This is a genomic window from Streptomyces sp. NPDC006294 (assembly GCF_042870895.1).
In the GTDB taxonomy this organism is placed as follows: Bacteria; Actinomycetota; Actinomycetes; order Streptomycetales; family Streptomycetaceae; genus Streptomyces.
This window is the reverse complement of sequence record NZ_JBIAHV010000001.1, coordinates 217,883-235,919: the sequence shown is the minus strand read 5'-3', so window position 1 is coordinate 235,919 and position 18,037 is coordinate 217,883. Positions and strand designations below refer to the sequence as shown.

At 71.5% G+C, this 18,037-nt stretch carries 16 protein-coding genes and 1 tRNA gene; 13 read left to right on the top strand and 4 right to left on the bottom strand.

The annotated features are described in order from the left end of the window. The first annotated feature begins 6 nt into the window (after positions 1-6). From ACFYOP_RS01080 to ACFYOP_RS01070, 3 genes are all read left to right on the top strand, one after another. Positions 7-1,167: an acyl-CoA dehydrogenase family protein gene (locus tag ACFYOP_RS01080; RefSeq protein ID WP_356889580.1), complete on the top strand. Its 1,161-nt coding sequence runs from the start codon at positions 7-9 to the stop codon at positions 1,165-1,167. Between the two features lie 177 nt (positions 1,168-1,344). Further along, positions 1,345-2,379 (top strand): ABC transporter substrate-binding protein, encoded by a 1,035-nt coding sequence (locus ACFYOP_RS01075; RefSeq protein ID WP_356889578.1) that lies wholly within the window; start codon positions 1,345-1,347, stop codon positions 2,377-2,379. 2 nt (positions 2,380-2,381) lie between these two features. After that, positions 2,382-3,227: a siderophore-interacting protein gene (locus tag ACFYOP_RS01070; protein ID WP_356889576.1), complete on the top strand. Its 846-nt coding sequence runs from the start codon at positions 2,382-2,384 to the stop codon at positions 3,225-3,227. A gap of 72 nt (positions 3,228-3,299) precedes the next feature. Here the strand turns inward: ACFYOP_RS01070 and ACFYOP_RS01065 are convergent, their stop codons facing one another. Continuing rightward, positions 3,300-4,919: a beta-N-acetylhexosaminidase gene (locus ACFYOP_RS01065; RefSeq protein ID WP_356889574.1), complete on the bottom strand. Its 1,620-nt coding sequence runs from the start codon at positions 4,917-4,919 to the stop codon at positions 3,300-3,302. Positions 4,920-5,051: 132 nt separating this feature from the next. Here ACFYOP_RS01065 and ACFYOP_RS01060 point away from each other — a divergent pair, with 132 nt between their 5' ends. From ACFYOP_RS01060 to glmS, 3 genes are all read left to right on the top strand, one after another. After that, a complete protein-coding gene (locus ACFYOP_RS01060; RefSeq protein ID WP_356889572.1) occupies positions 5,052-5,975 on the top strand; it encodes a DUF4429 domain-containing protein in 924 nt (307 codons plus the stop codon). 88 nt (positions 5,976-6,063) lie between these two features. Then, positions 6,064-6,330, top strand: a complete 267-nt coding sequence (locus ACFYOP_RS01055) for a hypothetical protein (protein ID WP_264243534.1) — start codon at positions 6,064-6,066, stop codon at positions 6,328-6,330. Positions 6,331-6,381: 51 nt separating this feature from the next. Beyond that, positions 6,382-8,199, top strand: a complete 1,818-nt coding sequence (glmS, locus tag ACFYOP_RS01050) for a glutamine--fructose-6-phosphate transaminase (isomerizing) (RefSeq protein WP_356889570.1) — start codon at positions 6,382-6,384, stop codon at positions 8,197-8,199. 404 nt (positions 8,200-8,603) lie between these two features. Here glmS and ACFYOP_RS01045 read toward each other — a convergent pair whose 3' ends face one another. Together ACFYOP_RS01045 and ACFYOP_RS01040 are read right to left on the bottom strand one after the other, a co-directional pair. Continuing rightward, positions 8,604-9,179 (bottom strand): acetate uptake transporter, encoded by a 576-nt coding sequence (locus ACFYOP_RS01045; protein ID WP_356889568.1) that lies wholly within the window; start codon positions 9,177-9,179, stop codon positions 8,604-8,606. A gap of 183 nt (positions 9,180-9,362) precedes the next feature. Continuing rightward, positions 9,363-9,884, bottom strand: a complete 522-nt coding sequence (locus tag ACFYOP_RS01040; protein ID WP_356889566.1) for a universal stress protein — start codon at positions 9,882-9,884, stop codon at positions 9,363-9,365. 345 nt (positions 9,885-10,229) lie between these two features. Between ACFYOP_RS01040 and ACFYOP_RS01035 the strand changes: the two genes are divergently transcribed. From ACFYOP_RS01035 to ACFYOP_RS01020, 4 genes are all read left to right on the top strand, one after another. Next, entirely contained in the window at positions 10,230-10,628 is a 399-nt protein-coding gene (locus ACFYOP_RS01035; protein ID WP_356889564.1) for a hypothetical protein, read from the top strand. Positions 10,629-11,017: 389 nt separating this feature from the next. Continuing rightward, positions 11,018-12,217 (top strand): helix-turn-helix domain-containing protein, encoded by a 1,200-nt coding sequence (locus ACFYOP_RS01030; protein WP_356889562.1) that lies wholly within the window; start codon positions 11,018-11,020, stop codon positions 12,215-12,217. A 140-nt stretch (positions 12,218-12,357) separates the two neighbouring features. Further along, entirely contained in the window at positions 12,358-12,960 is a 603-nt protein-coding gene (gene orn, locus ACFYOP_RS01025; protein ID WP_356889560.1) for an oligoribonuclease, read from the top strand. Positions 12,961-13,056: 96 nt separating this feature from the next. Then, a tRNA-His gene (locus ACFYOP_RS01020) sits at positions 13,057-13,129 on the top strand. 66 nt (positions 13,130-13,195) lie between these two features. Here ACFYOP_RS01020 and ACFYOP_RS01015 read toward each other — a convergent pair. Continuing rightward, positions 13,196-14,245, bottom strand: coding sequence for a LacI family DNA-binding transcriptional regulator (locus ACFYOP_RS01015; RefSeq protein ID WP_356889558.1), 1,050 nt, complete (start codon positions 14,243-14,245; stop codon positions 13,196-13,198). A 305-nt stretch (positions 14,246-14,550) separates the two neighbouring features. Between ACFYOP_RS01015 and ACFYOP_RS01010 the strand changes: the two genes are divergently transcribed. From ACFYOP_RS01010 to ACFYOP_RS01000, 3 genes are read left to right on the top strand one after another with little or no spacing between them, the layout of a single operon-like run. Further along, positions 14,551-15,849, top strand: coding sequence for an extracellular solute-binding protein (locus tag ACFYOP_RS01010; protein ID WP_356889556.1), 1,299 nt, complete (start codon positions 14,551-14,553; stop codon positions 15,847-15,849). Between the two features lie 3 nt (positions 15,850-15,852). Continuing rightward, positions 15,853-16,875 carry a sugar ABC transporter permease gene (locus ACFYOP_RS01005; RefSeq protein WP_356889554.1) on the top strand — a complete coding sequence of 341 codons (1,023 nt, stop codon included), beginning with the start codon at positions 15,853-15,855 and terminating at the stop codon, positions 16,873-16,875. Further along, positions 16,782-17,717 carry a carbohydrate ABC transporter permease gene (locus ACFYOP_RS01000; protein ID WP_388450691.1) on the top strand — a complete coding sequence of 312 codons (936 nt, stop codon included), beginning with the start codon at positions 16,782-16,784 and terminating at the stop codon, positions 17,715-17,717. Before ACFYOP_RS01005 ends, ACFYOP_RS01000 begins: the two co-directional genes overlap by 94 nt. The last annotated feature ends 320 nt before the right edge of the window (positions 17,718-18,037 follow it).

Sequence of the window (18,037 nt, the reverse complement as noted above, 5' to 3'; positions counted from 1 at the left end):
CTCCTGATGTCCCTTGACCACCGGCTCTCCGCCGAACACGAGGAACTCCGCCGTACGGTCGAGCAGTTCGCGCACGATGTGGTCGCCCCCAAGATCGGCGACTTCTACGAGCGGCACGAGTTCCCGTACGAGATCGTCCGCGAGATGGGCCGGATGGGCCTGTTCGGGCTGCCGTTCCCCGAGGAGTACGGCGGCATGGGCGGCGACTATCTCGCCCTCGGCATCGCCCTGGAGGAACTGGCCCGCGTCGACTCGTCCGTGGCCATCACCCTGGAGGCCGGCGTCTCGCTCGGCGCGATGCCGGTCCACTTGTTCGGCACCGAGGAGCAGAAGCAGCAGTGGCTGCCCCGGCTGTGCTCGGGCGAGCTCCTCGGAGCCTTCGGTCTGACCGAGCCGGACTGCGGCTCCGACGCGGGCGGCACGAAGACCACCGCCGTGCGGGACGGCGACGAGTGGGTCATCAACGGCTCCAAGTGCTTCATCACCAACTCGGGCACCGACATCACCGGCCTGGTGACGGTCACCGCGGTCACCGGCCGCAAGGCGGACGGCCGGCCGGAGATCTCGGCCATCATCGTCCCCTCCGGCACACCGGGCTTCACGGTCGCCGCCCCCTACTCCAAGGTCGGGTGGAACGCCTCCGACACCCGTGAGCTGTCCTTCGCGGACGTCCGGGTCCCGGCCGCCAACCTGCTGGGCGAGGAGGGCCGCGGGTACGCGCAGTTCCTGCGCATCCTCGACGAGGGCCGCGTCGCCATATCGGCGCTGGCGACCGGCCTGGCGCAGGGCTGTGTGGACGAGTCCGTGAAGTACGCCCACGAGCGGCACGCGTTCGGCAGGCCGATCGGGGCGAACCAGGCGATCCAGTTCAAGATCGCCGACATGGAGATGAAGGCCCACATGGCGCGCGTCGGCTGGCGTGACGCGGCGTCACGGCTGGTGGCCGGCGAGCCGTTCAAGAAGGAGGCGGCCATCGCCAAGCTGTACTCGTCGACGGTCGCGGTGGACAACGCCCGCGAGGCGACCCAGATCCACGGCGGCTACGGCTTCATGAACGAGTATCCGGTGGCCCGCATGTGGCGCGACTCCAAGATCCTGGAGATCGGCGAGGGCACGAGCGAGGTCCAGCGGATGCTGATCGCACGGGAGTTGGGCCTCCCCGGCTGATCGTTGAAGCGAACGGCGCGCGGTCCCCGGCAGGGGGTCGCGCGCCGTCGCGCGTTCGAGGCCGCGTGCGCTGCCGGGCCGCTCCCCCGGCCCCCCGCTGGACAACTCGTAAGGTTAGGCTAACCTGCCTTCAACCTTGCCAGTGGCCTGTGCGGCACGTACGAAAGCGGACTCACCATGCCCAACGCCCGAGCATCCCATCTCACTCGACGCGGCCTGCTCACGGCCGGCGGCGCCCTCGGGCTCGGCGTGGCGCTCGCCGCCTGCGGCCAGGAGAAGAAGGACGGCACGAAGGACGCCGCCGGCAAGTCCGCCGCGGAATCCGGCCCCTGGTCCTTCAAGGACGACCGCGGCAAGACGGCAGAGGCGAAGTCCACCCCGAAGAACATCGTCGCCTTCACCGGCGCCGCGGCGGCCCTGTACGACTACGGCATCGAGGTCACGGGCGTGTTCGGCCCGACGAAGACGGCCGACGGCAAGGCCGATGTCCAGGCCGGCGACATGGACGTCACCAAGCCCGAGATCCTGGGCAACGTCTGGGGCGAGTTCAACGTCGAGAAGTACGCGGCGCTCGCGCCGGAGCTCCTGGTGACGGACATGTGGGAGAAGGACGCCCTCTGGTACGTGCCGGACCAGTCCAAGGACAAGATCCTGGGCCTGGCCCCGAGCGTCGCCCTGTGGGCGGCCCGGATCAACATGCCGGGCGCCCTCCAGCGCCGCGCCGACCTCGCCGGCTCGCTGGGCGCCGACCTGAAGGCCAAGAAGGTCACGGACGCCAAGGCCCGCTTCGAGAAGGCCGCGGAGCGGCTGCGCCGGGCGGCCAAGTCCAAGCCGGACGTGAAGGTCCTCATCGGCTCCGGCAGCCAGGACCTCTTCTACGTCTCCGTGCCGAAGACGTCCGCGGACACCCTCTACTTCCAGGAGCTCGGCGTGAAGTTCGTCGAGCCCCAGGCGAACGCCCAGGGCTTTTTCGAGGAGCTGAGCTGGGAGAACGCCGGCAAGTACGACGCCGACGTCATCATGCTGGACAACCGCACCGGCACCCTCCAGCCCGACACCCTCAAGGCCAAGCCCACCTGGGCCGGGCTGCCCGCGGTGAAGGCCGGTCAGGTCGTCCCGCGCGTCACCGAGCCGATCTACTCGTACGACAAGTGCGCGCCGATCCTGGAGGATCTCGCCGAGGCCATCGAGAACGCGAAGAAGGTCTCCTGACGATGGCGGCATCGGCCGAGCCCGCCCCGTTCCGCTTCTTCGGCCTCCGGGTGGCGCGGACGCGGCGGCTCGGCCCGTCGCTGGTCCGGGTCACCTTCACGGGCGCCGAGGACGGCGCCGGCCTGCGGGACTTCACGGCCGGCGGGCGCGACCAGTCCCTGTCCCTGTTCCTGCCGCACCCGGGCCAGGACGAGCCCGTCGTCCCCGTCGACGCGGGCGACCTGTACGCGGTGCTCGGCGCCTACCGGGCGCTGCCCGAGGACGTGCGGGCGGTGATGCGCTCGTACACGGTCCGGGAGCAGCGGCCGGCAGCGGGCGAGGTGGACATCGACTTCGCCGTGCACGAGGACGGCGGTCCGGCCTGCCGCTGGGCGCTGGCCGCGGAGCCTGGGCACCGGGTGACGGTGCTCGGACCGGCCGTCTCGGACAACAGCGGGGTGCGCTGCCGGCCGCCCGAGGACACCGACTGGGTGCTGATCTGGGCGGACGAGACGGCGCTGCCCGCCGCCGCGGCGATCCTCGAGTGGCTGCCGCCCGGGCAGAAGGCCAGGGTCTGGATCGAGGTGCCGTGCTCCGGCGACCGGCTGCCGCTGAGGACCGACGCGGACGCCGACGTCACCTGGCTCGTCCGCGGCCAGGACGCGCCGCCGGCCGTGGAGGCCGTCGCCGCCGCCGAACTGCCCGGGGGCGTCCCGTACGCGTGGATCGCGGGAGAGTCGGCAAGCGTCAAGGCCCTGCGGCGCCATCTGGTGAACGACCGCGGGTTCGACCGGCGCCGGGTCACGTTCGTCGGCTACTGGAAGCGCGGGCTGAGCGAGGACGGCCTGCGCGAGGAGGCCGAGCAGTAACGGACCCCGAGACGGGCGCGTGCCGCCCCGGGACGGTCCCCGGGGCGGCACGCGTCAGTGTCCTGGAGCGGGCTACCGGACCCGCTCCGCCGGCCACGGCACCTGCGGCGAGCGGTAGTAGTCGATCCCGAGCGCCGACAGCCGCGGCCCCTGCGCCGCGAGCCGCACCTTGTAGGCGTCCCAGTCGTGCGTGGCCGCCGGCGACCATCCGAGCTCGGCGACGCCGGGCAGCCGCGGGAACGCCATCTGGTCGATGTGCGCGTCGCTCGAGATGGTCTCCGTCCACAGCGGTGCCTCGACGCCCTTGATCGCGCTCGCGGGCGCGCCGGGCAGATAGGTCGCCGGGTCCCAGTCGTAGGACCGCCGCACCTCGACGTAACCGGCCCAGGCGAGGCCCAGCTTGGTGTTCCTGTCGTACTTCATGTCGAGGTAGACCCGGTCGGCCGGCGAGAGGATCAGCCCGGTGCCGTTCCTGGCCGCCCGCGCCACCTGCTCCTTCTCGGCCTGCCGGGTGCCGTCGAGGCCCCAGTACTGGGCGAGCGCCCCCCGCTGCGGGGTCGCGCCGGTCAGCTGGTGCCAGCCGATGACGGTCTTGCCGTACTTGGCGACGACCGGCTGCACCCGGTTCATGAACGCCACATAGTCCTCATTGCTGGTGGAGTGCGCCTCGTCGCCGCCGATGTGGATGTACCGGCCGGGGGTGAGCGCGGCCAGCTCGCGGATCACGTCGTCCACGAAGTCGTACGTGAGCTCCTTGTCCACGCACAGCGAGCTGAAGCCGACGGCCGTGCCGGTGTAGAGGGGCGGGGCGACGCCGTCGCAGTTGAGCTCGGCGTACGAGGCGAGGGCGGCGTTGGTGTGGCCGGGCATGTCGATCTCCGGCACGACCTCCAGATGGCGGGAGGCGGCGTAGCGGACGATCTCCCGGTACTGGGCCTTCGTGTAGTGGCCGCCGGGGCCGCCGCCGACCTCGGTGGAGCCGCCGTAGGTGGCCAGCCGCGGCCAGGAGTCGATCGCGAGGCGCCAGCCCTGGTCGTCGGAGAGATGCAGATGCAGCGTGTTGATCTTGTAGAGGGCCAGATGGTCGATGTAGCGCTTGACCTGGCCGACCGTGAGGAAGTGCCGGGAGACGTCGAGCATCGCGCCGCGGTGGGCGTAGCGGGGGCTGTCGGTGATGGTGCCGCCCGCGATCTGCCAGGGGCCGGTCTGCCGGGTGTCCGACTCGACGGCGGCGGGCAGCAGCTGACGCAGTGTCTGCACGCCGTGGAAGAGACCGGCGGGCCGGTGGGCGGTGACGGTGACACCGCTGGGCGCCGAGCGGAGCCGGTAGCCCTCCTCCCCCAGGCCGCTCTCCTCCGCCGCCAGCCGGAGCCTGATGGAACGCGCCGCCGGCTCGGTGGTGACCGGCAGGACATAGCCGGTCGACGGACGCAGCACCTCGGCGAGGCGTTCGCCGACGGCCCGCGCCTCCGGTGAGGCGTCGGTGCGGATGCGGGTGGCGGCGGTCAGGGTGAAGGGCGCGCCGCCGGGGCTGACGGAGGCGGGGGCGGGCACGATCTGGCCGAGCGGCCGGACGGCCGGGGCGTGTTCCGCGCCGGAGGCGGCGGCCGCGGGGACGGAGCCGGAGAGGGCGGCCACCGTGACGAGCAGGAGCGAACCGAGCAGTCGGGGAATCGGTCGGGGCTGACTCACAGGCTGGGGTCCCTTCGACGGGGTGTCTCGTCTGTGCGCAGAGCAACCGGACTGTCACCATGCGTACCGTGCGCCTCAACTGCGGTCAAGGTGTAGACCACTTACTCGTTCCGCCGGTGAAAGAATCCCCTCGTGGCGGAAATCATCCAGAAGGACGGGACCTGGACGTTCGACGGGGACACGGTGCGCATCGTGCCGGGCAGCGACAAGAGCGTGAGCGCGCTGCGCCGCACGCTCGGGGAAGTCGCGGTGCCGCTGAGGGCGTTGGCGGGGGTCTCGTTCGAACCCGGCAAGAAGGCGGGCCGGCTGCGGCTGCGGCTGCGTGACGGCGCGGACCCGCTGCTCCAGATCACCGCCGGCAGGCTGGAGGACGCCTGGGACCCGTACCGGCTGAGCGTGGAGCCGGGGCGCACCGGGGTCGCCGAGTACTTCGTCGACGAGGTCCGCCGGGCGCTGTTGCTGGACCAGGTGGAGTCGGGCCCGCTGGACGCCTACGCGCTGCCGGGGCCGCCGCTGCCGATCACGGTCGGCGCGGGCGACGGGACGGTCGCGTTCGACGGGGAGCGGATCCGCCTGGAGTGGAACTGGAAGACGGAGGAGTCCAAGCAGTCCGGCGGCCCGCGCACGCTGGCGCTCGACGACGTCCGCGCGGTGGAGTGGCTGCCCGCCGCCGGACTGGAGAACGGCTATCTGCGCTTCCGGATCACCCCTGAGCCGGTCCGGACGCCGCCCAAGCACGATCCGCACGCGGTGGAGCTGTGGGGCTTCCGCAAGGATCCCCTCATGGCGCTGGTCGCGGCGGCGGTCGTGGCGCGTATGCCGCACCCGTACGTGGCGGACGCGGCGCGGCCGGCGCCGGCGCCCACGGGACCGACCCACGAGACCGCCGGCTCTGATGGTTCCGGCGGTTCCGGCGGTTCCGGCGGTTCCGGCGGGGCGGACGATCACGATGTGCTGCTGCGGCGACTGCGCGAACTGGGCGAGCTGCATCAGGCCGGGATACTGACCGACGACGAGTTCAGCACCGCGAAACAGGCCGTCCTCAGAGGAATGTGAGCTATCTCCTGCCCGATACCGGGCAGGATTCTTGCAGACAGGAGCTCCCGCCCGCCAATATCAACGGGTGCTCGAACCTCGCCAGTCAGTGCGCACGTCGCACGACGACCTCATCGACCACCTGGTGCGCAGCACCGCGCTCCAGCGCGGGGAGGCCGCCCGGGTGATCCTCGACGTGCTGGCGTACTTCGACGAGACGACCGAGGAGTTCGTCCGCCGCCGCCACCGCGAACTGCAGTCCGGCGGCGCCGTGAACTCCGCGATCTTCGAGCGGATCGCGGCCGAACTGCCGCACCGCGCCGTGGCGCCGCCGGAGCTCTCGCTCCGCCAGCTGCGCCGCATCGTCTACGGCTGAACAGCCTGCCGGGCCGGGCACACCCAGGACTATGGAGGGGCAGAAAACCGTATGTGCGGAATCGTCGGATACATCGGCAGGCGTGATGTGGCTCCGCTGCTGCTGGAGGGCCTGCAGCGGCTGGAGTACCGGGGTTACGACTCCGCGGGCGTGGTGATCAACAGCCCCCGTTCCGCCGGGCTGAAGATGGTCAAGGCCAAGGGCCGCGTCCGCGACCTCGAGGCCCGCGTACCGAAGCGCTTCGCCGGCACCACCGGCATCGCGCACACCCGCTGGGCCACCCACGGCGCCCCGAGCGACGAGAACGCCCACCCGCACCTGTCGGCCGACAACCAGGTCGCCGTCGTGCACAACGGCATCATCGACAACGCCACCGAGGTACGCGCCAGGCTCGAGGCCGACGGCGTGGTCTTCGCCTCGGAGACCGACACCGAGGTGCTCACCCACCTGATCGCGCGCGCCCAGGCCGACACCCTCGAGGAGAAGGTCCGCGAGGCGCTGAAGCTGGTCGACGGCACGTACGGCATCGCCGTCATGCACGCCGACTTCCCCGACCGCATCGTGGTCGCCCGCAACGGCTCCCCGGTCGTCCTCGGCATCGGCGAGAAGGAGATGTTCGTCGCCTCCGACGTCGCCGCCCTCGTCGCCCACACCCGCCAGGTCGTCACGCTCGACGACGGCGAGATGGCCACCCTCAAGGCCGACGACTTCCGTACGTACACCACCGAGGGCTCGCGCACGACGGCCACGCCGACCACCGTGGAGTGGGAGGCCGAGTCGTACGACATGGGCGGCCACGACACGTACATGCACAAGGAGATCTCCGAGCAGCCCGAGGCGGTCGACCGCGTGCTGCGCGGCCGGATCGACGACCGGTTCAACACCGTGCACCTGGGCGGTCTGAACCTGGACGCCCGCGAGGCCCGCTCCATCCGCCGCGTGAAGATCCTCGGCTGCGGCACCTCGTACCACGCCGGTCTGATCGGCGCCGGGCTCATCGAGTCCCTCGCCCGTATCCCGGCCGACGCGGAGCCGGCGTCCGAGTTCCGCTACCGCAACCCGGTCGTGGACCCCGACACCCTCTACATCGCCGTCTCCCAGTCCGGCGAGACCTACGACGTCCTCGCGGCCGTCCAGGAGCTGAAGCGCAAGGGCGGCCGGGTGCTCGGCGTCGTCAACGTCGTCGGTTCGGCGATCGCCCGCGAGGCGGACGGCGGCACGTACGTCCACGCCGGCCCCGAGGTCTGTGTCGTCTCCACCAAGTGCTTCACCAACACGGTCGTCGCCTTCGCGCTGATCGCCCTGCACCTGGGCCGCATCCGCGATCTGTCGGTCTCCGAGGGCCGCCGGATCATCGACGGTCTGCGCAGGCTGCCCGCCCAGATCAGCGAGATCCTGGAGACCGAGGCCGAGATCAAGAAGCTCGCCGAGCAGTACGCGGACGCCAAGTCGATGATGTTCATCGGCCGGGTGCGCGGCTACCCGGTGGCGCTGGAGGCGTCCTTGAAGCTCAAGGAGATCTCCTACATCCACGCGGAGGCCTACCCGGCCTCCGAGCTCAAGCACGGCCCGCTCGCGCTCATCGAGCCCGCGCTGCCGACCGTCGCGATCGTGCCGGACGACGAGCTGCTGGAGAAGAACCGGGCGGCGCTGGAGGAGATCAAGGCCCGCAGCGGCCGGATCCTCGCGGTCGCCCACAGCGAGCAGGAGAAGGCGGACCACACCATCGTGGTGCCGAAGAACGAGGACGAGCTGGACCCGATCCTGATGGGCATCCCGCTCCAACTGCTGGCCTACCACACCGCGTTGTCCCTCGGCCGGGACATCGACAAGCCGCGCAACCTCGCGAAGTCGGTCACGGTCGAATAGAACGACTTCGCACGAAGACGCCCCCTGTGTGCGGCCCGCGCACAGGGGGCGTCTCTTTCCGCGCGGGCGTCGAACCGGACGACCCCGCCGGCCCACTGGACTCATGGCGAGTGAGCCGAAGGGGCGCGCGGCCCGCGGCCGGAGGCCGCTGTGGACACAGCGAAAGGGAGTGGGGGTACCTCCCGGCGCAGGCAGGGGGAGCGCGGAGATCCCGAGGAACGGGGGGGCGTCTCCCGGACGGAGTCTGGGGGGAGGTTCGAGCACGGTCGACCGTCGACACACCCCCAGAGCGCCCGGTGGGAGTCCCCCGGCGAAGCCAGGGGGAGAACCGAGCCCGGAGGACAGGGGGCCGGTGCGAGACCCCGGAGCACCGGCCCCCTCATGCTGCCGTGAGGCCGCGGGCCTCAGCCGGTGGCCGTCACTCCCCGGCGGCCGGCAGCGCGTCCGGTGAAGGTGGGCCACTTGGCGAGCGCCGCCGTCGCGCCGTACCAGGCCACCAGGCCCGCCACCGCGCCGACCCAGCCGCCGGCCTTGGCCAGCCCCTCGTTGCCCGCGAAGGCGGCTGTGCCGCCCAGCAGCAGCGCGAGGGTCAGCAGCCCGTACACACCCTGGTCCAGCACGCCGCTGCCGGAGGCCGCGGCGGTCAGTGTCAGGGCGAGCAGCGCCCACAGGAGCATGAAGAGTCCTGCCGCCTCGGCCGAGGTCTCCGCGCCGACGGCGGTGCCCCAGGTGAACCAGAACGCGCCCAGACCGGCGAACGCCGTGCCCGAACCGCCGTTCCCGGCGCGGAACTCGAGCAGGCCGACGACGAAGAGCGCCACGCCGCCGACCCAGGTGGCGAGCGCGGCCGTGTCGGCCGCGGTCACGTTGTCGATCACGCCGGTGTTGCCGACGCCGAACGCCAACAGGGTCAGACCGAGGGCGAGACGGCCAAGAGTCGAAGTAGAACCAGCGCTTCCCGCAGAGACGTCGTTGTCCACGGCGGGCTCCCTTCCTGTCCTGTGCAGTTGTGCTGCAAGTGCTGCAGTTCCCAGGACCGGTATGTACCCTTCACAAGCGCACAATCCACCTGCTACGGACGGGTAGGTTCCGCGGAGTCGAGAGGAAGTCGGGGAGCCGCGCCGGAAGTTGACGCGAACTCAGCCGGAGGCCGACGGCTCCTGCTACGGGATGACGACCACCGGACGCTGCGCGCGCTTCGCGAGCCGCCCCGCGACCGAGCCGAAGAGCCGGCCCACGATCCCGTGCGTGGAGCCGACCACGATCGCGTCGGCCGAGTACTCACGGCCGACCTCTTCCAGTTCATGACAGATGTCGCCGCCGCGCTCGACCAGGATCCAGGGCACCTCTGCGAGATAGTCCGCGCAGGCCAGCTCCAGGCCGAGGACCTCGGTGCGATGGTCGGGCACATCCACGAAGACGGGCGGCTCGCAACCGGCCCAGACGGTGGTCGGCAGCCGGTTGGCCACGTGGACGATGATCAGCCCGGACCCGTTCCGGCGTGCCATGCCGATGGCGTAGGCGAGCGCACGCTCACTGGAGGTGGACCCGTCGAAACCGACGACGACTCCGTGCCGGAAGGCGGGATCGCATGAATGGCGTGCTTCTTCCGCCGCCCGCAGGTCCGACAGAGGATCGGCTACCTGCTTGCGGTCCGCGGGTTCGGGGATTTCGTGACCGGCCATCGGTGTCTCGGCGAAGGAGGTCCTCTTCGGAGGAATCGACTGGGGGGGTGCGTCGGCGGAGCGGCGGAGCTGTGTCCGGGAAACATCTTCCCAACCCCATACCCCAAGGGTACGGCGACACTCCTCTCCTGCCCAGGGCCTGCTGCCCCCATGCGCGACGTTCCAGGGAGCATGCCCGAGCGCGCCCGGGATCGCAATGCCGCTTGGCCACTACAGCCGTCTGCGCGCCGCCCGGTGACCGGATGGCCGCGGTCCTCGTTGCCCACTGAGCCACCCCCGCCACGCCGCCGCCCTGCCGCCACGTCACCCCCTCCGCCTCACCTCCGCGCCGCCCCAGGAGCTCCCGTGCCCGCACGACCGCCCCGCCCCGCCCGCTCACCCCGCCGCGCCGCCGGCCCCTCCCCCTCGCGGCCGCCCTCCTCGCGGCGCGGCCCCTCCCGGCCGCCGTCGGGCCGGGCGTCGGACCCGGCGAGCGACGTCGTCCGCTGGGGGGCGTTCAGCTGTCTGCTCGTACCCGTCGTGCTGGTCGTGTACGGGACGTCCGTCGGCGGCGCGGCCGCCGCCGCCCTCGGTCTCGCGGCGGTCACCGGGGCCTGCCGGGTCCTGCTGCGCCACTCCGAGCGGACCGCGGCGCGGGGCCGTACGGCGCCGGAGCCGGCGCTCACCGGAAGCCAAGACTCCGGTACCGTCCCGAGGGCGCACCGCGGCGCACGGCACGGATCGAGGCGCACGCCGGGCGGCTGACGGTTTCGCACACCGCCCCACCGTATGTTTTCAGCCAACTTCACCGCACAGGCCGAACCTTGCCGAAATGGCCTGCCAACCCCCTTGTCACCAGGGAAGAAAGGGCTGAGGGCGGCCTCCGCACCCTACGGGGACGGGCCATGCCCGTCCCGTGCACTTCCCTGCGGGCCCCCCTGAGTGGAACGCTTCGTGATCGAATGCATCGCGCCAAGTTGCCATGTCGACATAGCGGGGCATCCCGAACGTGTCACACCGACACCATGGGACGCAGTAGATTCGATCATGAGTATCGACGGCCGGGGGACTCGTGCAGAACCGAGGGGAAACGTGCAGGAGCGAAAGGCCCGAAACGAACGGGGAGACGCGCACTTCGAGGGGGGTTTAGCGTCATGAGTCAGGACTCCGCCGCGCCGGAGACGGCACGGAAGCTGTCCGGGCGCCGGCGACGCGAAGTCGTCGCCGTGCTGCTGTTCAGCGGCGGCCCTATATTCGAAAGTTCCATCCCGCTCTCGGTGTTCGGAATTGACCGTCAGGACGCCGGAGTTCCTCGCTACCGATTGCTGGTGTGCGGGGGCGAGGACGGACCACTGAGGACCACGGGCGGTCTGGAACTGACCACACCGTACGGCCTCGAGGCGATCAGCAGGGCAGGCACCGTCGTGGTGCCCGCCTGGCGCTCGATCACCTCGCCGCCACCGCCCGAGGCGCTCGACGCGCTGCGCCGGGCCCATGAGGAGGGCGCCCGCATCGTCGGCCTGTGCACCGGGGCGTTCGTCCTGGCCGCGGCCGGCCTGCTCGACGGGCGCCCGGCAACCACCCACTGGATGTACGCGCCGACGCTGGCCAAGCGTTACCCGTCCGTCCATGTGGATCCGCGTGAGCTGTTCGTCGACGACGGCGATGTGCTCACGTCCGCGGGCACGGCGGCCGGAATCGACCTCTGCCTGCACATCGTGCGCACCGACCACGGCACGGAGGCGGCCGGGGCACTCGCCCGCAGGCTCGTCGTCCCACCGCGGCGCAGTGGCGGCCAGGAGCGCTACCTCGACAGGTCTTTACCCGAGGAAATCGGCTCCGACCCGCTGGCGGAGGTCGTGTCCTGGGCGCTGGAACACCTCCACGAGCAGTTCGACGTGGAGACGCTGGCGGCGCGTGCGTACATGAGCAGGCGCACCTTCGACCGGCGGTTCCGCTCGCTGACCGGCTCCGCCCCGCTGCAGTGGCTGATCACCCAGCGGGTGCTGCAGGCGCAGCGACTGCTCGAGACCTCCGACTACTCGGTCGACGAGGTCGCGGGCCGCTGCGGCTTCCGCTCCCCGGTGGCACTGCGTGGGCACTTCCGGCGACAGCTGGGGTCCTCCCCGGCCGCCTACCGGGCCGCGTACCGGGCCCGCCGGCCGCAGGGCGATCCGGACCGGACACCGATGATGGACGCCGTGGTGCCCGCGCAGGCGGGCCCCGGGGTCAGGCGTGCACCGGCCGGGGCATCCGCCCTCGCGTCGGCCGCCGACCTGGGTAAACCGGCCGCGGAGGCGTACGCGGCAGGTCACAGCCGCCCGAGCATGCCCGGACCGCGCAGCGCACCGTAGGCCGCGCGGCCCACAGCCCGACCCGGCCCGGCCGGGACGCCCCTCGCACAGGGCGGCGTCCCGGCCGGGCCGGCGGCGTTCACGGGCCGGGCCGCACAACGCCGGGAACGCGACGCCGACACCCCCGTAAGGTAGGACGCATGAACGACCGCATGGTGTGGATCGACTGCGAGATGACCGGGCTCTCGCTGACGGACGACGCACTCATCGAGGTGGCCGCGCTGGTCACCGACTCGGAACTGAACGTACTCGGCGAAGGTGTGGACATCGTGATCCGCCCGCCGGACGAGGCGCTCGAGACGATGCCGGACGTGGTGCGCCGTATGCACACCGCCTCCGGCCTCCTCGACGCCCTGGCGGGCGGCACGACCCTGGCGCAGGCCGAGGAGCAGGTCCTCTCCTACGTCCGCAAGCACGTCAAGGAGCCCGGCAAGGCCCCGCTGTGCGGCAATTCGGTCGGCACCGACCGCGGCTTCCTGCTGCGCGACATGCCGACGCTGGAGGGCTACCTGCACTACCGGATCGTCGACGTCTCCTCGGTCAAGGAGCTGGCCCGCCGCTGGTATCCGCGGGCGTACTTCAACAGCCCGGAGAAGAGCGGCAACCACCGGGCGCTGGCCGACATCCGCGAGTCCATCGCCGAACTCCGCTACTACCGTGAGGCGGTCTTCGTCCCGCAGCCCGGACCCGACTCCGAGACGGCGAAGGCCATCGCCGCCAAACACGTACTGCCGGCCCAGTAGCGGACGGGCTCCGCGCCCGCCGGAAAACGTGGGCGCGAGCACCCTCTCGGACCCTGTACACTTTTTCTCGGCCGGTCAGGAAAGCGACCGGTCGTGGTGGGTATAGCTCAGCTGGTAGAGCACCTGGTTGTGGTCCAGGATGTCGCGGGTTCAAGTCCCGTTACTCACCCTGAGGGCAAGGGCCCCGGTCTTCGGACCGGGGCCCTTGTCGTGCGCCCGCCGTGGCGGCGCACGGTCACGACGAGTCGCGCACCACCAGCTCCGTCGGCAGCACGATCTGGGGCCGCTCCGGCGACGGCTGCGCGATCTCCTGGAGCAGGACGCCGGCCATGGTGCGGCCCATCTCCTCCGTCGGCTGGCGCACGCTGGTGAGCGCCGGGTCCATGTGGCGGGCCACCGCCGAGTCGTCGAAGCCGATGAGGGCCACGTCGTCGGGTATGCGGCGGCCCGACTCGCGCAGCACGTGCCGGGCGCCCGAGGCCATGACATCGGAGGCGGCGAAGACGGCGTCGAGGTCGGGGCGGGCCTCCAGCAGTGCGCGCATCGCGAGCCGGCCGCCCTGCTCGGTGAAGTCGGCGACCGCCGTCAGCCGCGGATCGGCGTCCAGGCCGGCCCCGGCGACGGCGGAGCGGTAGCCGTCCAGCCGGCGCTCCGCGCCGTACACGTCCAGCGGACCCGCGATGGTCGCGACGGTGCGGCGGCCCCGGGCCGCCAGATGGTCCACCGCCTCCCGCGCGCCGCCGAAGTTGTCCGAGTCGACCGCGGCGAGCCTCTCGTCCGCCGAACGGCGGCCGCTGATCACCACCGGGATCGACAGCTGCTCCAGCAGGTCCGGCAGCGGGTCGCCCGCGTGCATCGAGACCAGCAGCACACCGTCGACCCGGTGCGCGGCCAGGTACTGGGCGAGCGTCTTGCGCTCCCGGTCGTTGCCGGCGAGCGTCAGGAGCAGCTGCATCTCGGTGTCGGCGAGCGCCGCCCCGACCCCGCTCACCATCTCGGAGAAGTACGGCTCCGCGAAGAAACGGTCCTCGGGCTCGGGCACGACGAGCGCGATCGCGTCCGTACGGTTCCCCGCGAGCGCACGGGCCGCCCGGTTCGGTACGTAGCCCAGCTCCGCGACGGCCGCCTCGACCAGGGCCCGGGTCTCCTGGCTGACCCGCGGCGAACCGTTGATCACCCGGGAGACGGTGCCGCGGCCGACGCCCGCGCGTGCGGCCACCTGCTCGAGCGTGGGCAGGCCGGTGGCCCGTCCCCCGCCGTTCCCCTCGCGGATGGTCCGAGACATCGCGTCCGCCTCCCCAGGCTGCCCAGGCGGAGAACATAACGTGTCCGGGGCCCTCGGCACCCCCGTTCCCGGACGACGATCCGGCCGATTCGCGCATGGGAGCGCTCCCATGCTCCGGTGTGCCATGTCCCACAGAATCCGCAGGTCACCGGCCTGCCGCGGGCGGCCGTCGGCGTGCTAAAAGTACGGTTCCCGAACAAAAGCGGCCGTGGTCGGCCGCCGGGTGCGCCCCCGCACACGCCTCTCAGGCCTCGTACCCCGCACCCCCCGCACCCCGCACCCCGCACCCCGCGAAGGAGGACACGATGCGCAGGACGGAAATCCGCGCGGTCGTCGCCGCCGTCGTCACCGCGCTCTGCGCCGGGTTGCTCACGGGCTGCGCCGGAGACGGCGAAGGCGCGGGCGGCGACGGCAGGACCACCCTCACCGTCGGCGTCTTCGGAGCCTTCGGCCTCGAGGAGGCTGGACTGTACGACGAGTACATGCGGCTGCACCCGGAGATCAGGATCGAGCAGACCTCGATCCAGCGGAACGAGAACTACTACCCGCAGCTCCTCACCCGCCTCAGCACCGACAGCGGCCTCGCCGACATCCAGGCCGTCGAGGTCAACAACATCGCGGAGATCACGGCGACCCAGGCCGACCGCCTCGTCGATCTCAGCGGCGTCGCGGGCGTCAGCGAGGACTCCTTCCTGGACTGGAAGTGGGCCCAGGCCACGACCGAGGACGGCAGGACGGTCGGCCTCGGCACCGACATCGGCCCCCAGGCCGTCTGCTACCGCAAGGACCTGTTCCGGAAGGCCGGACTGCCCACCGACCGGAAGGCGGTCGGCGAGCTGTGGGCCGGGGACTGGCGCGCGTACCTGGAGACGGGCAGGAGATACCGGGCCGGGGCGCCCGCGGGCACCTCGTTCGTCGACTCGGCGTCCGGAGTGCTGTCAGCGGTCATCGGAAGCAGCCGCAAGCGCTTCTACGACGAGAACGGCGAGATCGTCTACAAGACCAACCCGGCCGTGCAGGATGCCTGGGACATCGCCGCCGAGTTCGCCACGGAGAAGCTGACCGGCAGGCTCCAGCAGTTCACCGCGTCCTGGGACCAGGCCATGGCCAACGGCGCCTTCGCGACCGTCTCCTGCCCCGCCTGGATGCTCGGCTACATCCAGGACAAGGCCGGACCGGCCGGCCGGGACAAGTGGGACGTCGCCGCCGCGCCGAAGCCGGGCAACTGGGGCGGCTCGTTCCTGGTCGTCCCCGAGAAGGGCAGGAACAAGAAGGAGGCCGCGCAGCTCGTCGCCTGGCTGACCGCCCCCGAGCAGCAGGCGAAACTCTTCGCCGAGCGCGGCAGCTTCCCGAGCGCCGAGGCCGCCCTTCCGCTGCCCGCGGTCGCGGACGCCGCACACCCGTACTTCGGCGACGCCCCCATCGGCCGCATCTTCGCCGAGGCCGCCCGGGACATCCCCGTACAGATCGTCGGCCCCAAGGATCTGATCATCGCGCAGAACCTGGCCGACATCGGCATGCTCCAGGTCGACCAGAGGGGCCGCTCCCCCGAAGAGGGCTGGGACGCGGCGGTGAAGTCGATCGACAACGCACTGGATCTGTGAGCCGTGCCGTACAAGCACGTGGACGAGGCCCCGGCGGCGGGCCCGGACGGGGCCGGTGAACGGCGCGGGGCCGACCGGCGCGGGGCCGACCGGCGCGGGGCCGACCGGCGCTCCCGCCGCTATCGGCGCGACGTGAAGTGGAGCCCGTACGCCTTCGTCGCCCCGTTCTTCCTCTTCTTCCTCGCCTTCGGCCTCTTCCCCCTGCTCTACACCGGCTGGGCCTCGCTGCACCGGGTCGAGCTGACCGCGCCCACCGAGATGGAGTGGGTCGGGCTGCGGAACTTCTCCCGGCTCCTCGAGGACGAGTTCTTCTGGAACGCGCTCAAGAACACGGTCACCATCGGGCTGATGTCCACCGTGCCGCAGCTCCTGATCGCGCTCGGCATCGCGCACCTGCTGAACTACCGGCTGCGCGGCTCCATGTTCTTCCGGGTCGCCGCGCTCACCCCGTACGCGACGTCCGTCGCCGCCGCGACGCTCGTCTTCGTCCTGCTCTTCGGACGCGACTACGGGATGGTCAACTGGGCGCTCGGGCTGGCCGGCATCGACGGCGTCGACTGGCAGAACGGCACCTGGAGCTCGCGGCTGGCCGTCTCCACCATCGTGATCTGGCGCTGGACCGGCTACAACGCCCTGATCTACCTGGCCGCCATGCAGTCGATCCCGCACGAACTCTACGAGTCGGCCGCGCTGGACGGGGCCTCGCGGTGGCAGCAGTTCATCCACGTCACGGTGCCGTCCCTGCGTCCCACGATCCTGTTCACCGTGGTCGTCTCCACGATCGGCGCGACCCAGCTCTTCGGCGAGCCGCTGCTCTTCAACGGCGGGGCGGGCGCGACGGGCGGCTCCGACCACCAGTTCCAGACGCTCGGTCTCTATCTGTACGAGCAGGGCTGGGTGAATCTGCACCTGGGCAAGGCGGCGGCGATCGCCTGGGCGATGTTCCTCATCCTGCTGATCATCGGCGCGGTGAACTGGCTGGTCGCGCGCCGCCTGGGCGGGAGCGGGCGGGGGGCGACGGGATGACGGTCGCGAAGCGGGCCGGGCGGTTGCGGTACGGGGGGAAGTACACGTACGCCGCGCTGATCGTCTTCACGGCCGGGTCCCTCTTCCCGCTCGTCTGGACGGCGATCGCGGCCTCCAGCACCACGACGCGGCTCGCGCAGACTCCCCCGCCGTTCCTGTTCGGCGGGAACCTCCTCAAAAACCTCGAGATCGCCTGGACCGACGCGAACATGGGCACCGCCCTGCTCAACACGACGGTCGTCGCCGGTTCGGTCGCCACGGGCACGGTCGTCTTCTCCACGTTCGCCGGGTTCGCCTTCGCCAAGCTGCGGTTCCGGCTGAAGAACGCGCTGCTGCTCCTCGTCATCGGCACGATGATGGTGCCGCCGCAGCTGAGCGTCGTGCCGCTGTACATGCTGATCGCCGAGCTCTCCTGGACCGACCAGCTGCAGTCGGTCATCCTGCCGACGCTGGTCAGCGCGTTCGGCGTGTTCTTCATGCGCCAGTACCTGATCGGGGCGCTGCCGACCGAACTCATCGAGGCGGCGAGGGTCGACGGCGCGAGCAGTCTGCGGGTGGTGTGGCACATCGTCTTCCCGGTGGCGCGGCCGGCGATGGCGGTCCTCGGGATGCTGACGTTCGTAATGGCCTGGAACGACTTCTTCTGGCCGATCCTCGCGCTGACCCAGAGCGGCAACCCGACGGTCCAGGTCGCCCTCACGGGCCTCGGCCGCGGCTACATCCCCGACCAGTCGGTGATCATGGCGGGGGCGCTGCTGGGGACGCTGCCGCTGCTGATCGCGTTCGTGGTCTTCGGGAGGCGGATCGTGGGCGGGATCATGGAGGGCGCGGTGAAGGGGTGACGGGGGTGGCCGCTGCGCGGGGGCTCCGCGCGGTGTGTTCGGGGCTTCTCCTCGAACCCCATACCGCCCTGCGGGCAGCGGGCCCGGCTCCGCCCCAGGGCTCGTCGCCCGGGTGGGCGGGCCGGGCTCCGCCCGGGCCCGGTACCGCGCTCCGCGCGGTGGCCTCAAACTCCCCCTACGGCCTGGCGGCGTTGGGAGGTACCGCCACCCACGGCCACCAGGCCGTAGGGGGAGATCGTGGCGCAGCGACTCGGGGCAGCACCCCGACGAGACCGGCCGACTCCCAGCCCCGCGGGCGCATGAGGCACAGGGGCGTGTGG

What these genes read in the sequence shown, in the direction of transcription:
- ACFYOP_RS01080 (WP_356889580.1), top strand. Translation starts at nt 7, where the DNA reads ATGTCCCTTGACCACCGGCTCTCCGCCGAACACGAGGAACTCCGCCGT.
- ACFYOP_RS01075 (WP_356889578.1), top strand. Translation starts at nt 1,345, where the DNA reads ATGCCCAACGCCCGAGCATCCCATCTCACTCGACGCGGCCTGCTCACG.
- ACFYOP_RS01070 (WP_356889576.1), top strand. Translation starts at nt 2,382, where the DNA reads ATGGCGGCATCGGCCGAGCCCGCCCCGTTCCGCTTCTTCGGCCTCCGG.
- glmS (WP_356889570.1), top strand. Translation starts at nt 6,382, where the DNA reads ATGTGCGGAATCGTCGGATACATCGGCAGGCGTGATGTGGCTCCGCTG.
- ACFYOP_RS01040 (WP_356889566.1), bottom strand. Translation starts at nt 9,884, where the DNA reads ATGGCCGGTCACGAAATCCCCGAACCCGCGGACCGCAAGCAGGTAGCC.
- ACFYOP_RS01030 (WP_356889562.1), top strand. Translation starts at nt 11,018, where the DNA reads ATGAGTCAGGACTCCGCCGCGCCGGAGACGGCACGGAAGCTGTCCGGG.
- orn (WP_356889560.1), top strand. Translation starts at nt 12,358, where the DNA reads ATGAACGACCGCATGGTGTGGATCGACTGCGAGATGACCGGGCTCTCG.
- ACFYOP_RS01015 (WP_356889558.1), bottom strand. Translation starts at nt 14,245, where the DNA reads ATGTCTCGGACCATCCGCGAGGGGAACGGCGGGGGACGGGCCACCGGC.
- ACFYOP_RS01010 (WP_356889556.1), top strand. Translation starts at nt 14,551, where the DNA reads ATGCGCAGGACGGAAATCCGCGCGGTCGTCGCCGCCGTCGTCACCGCG.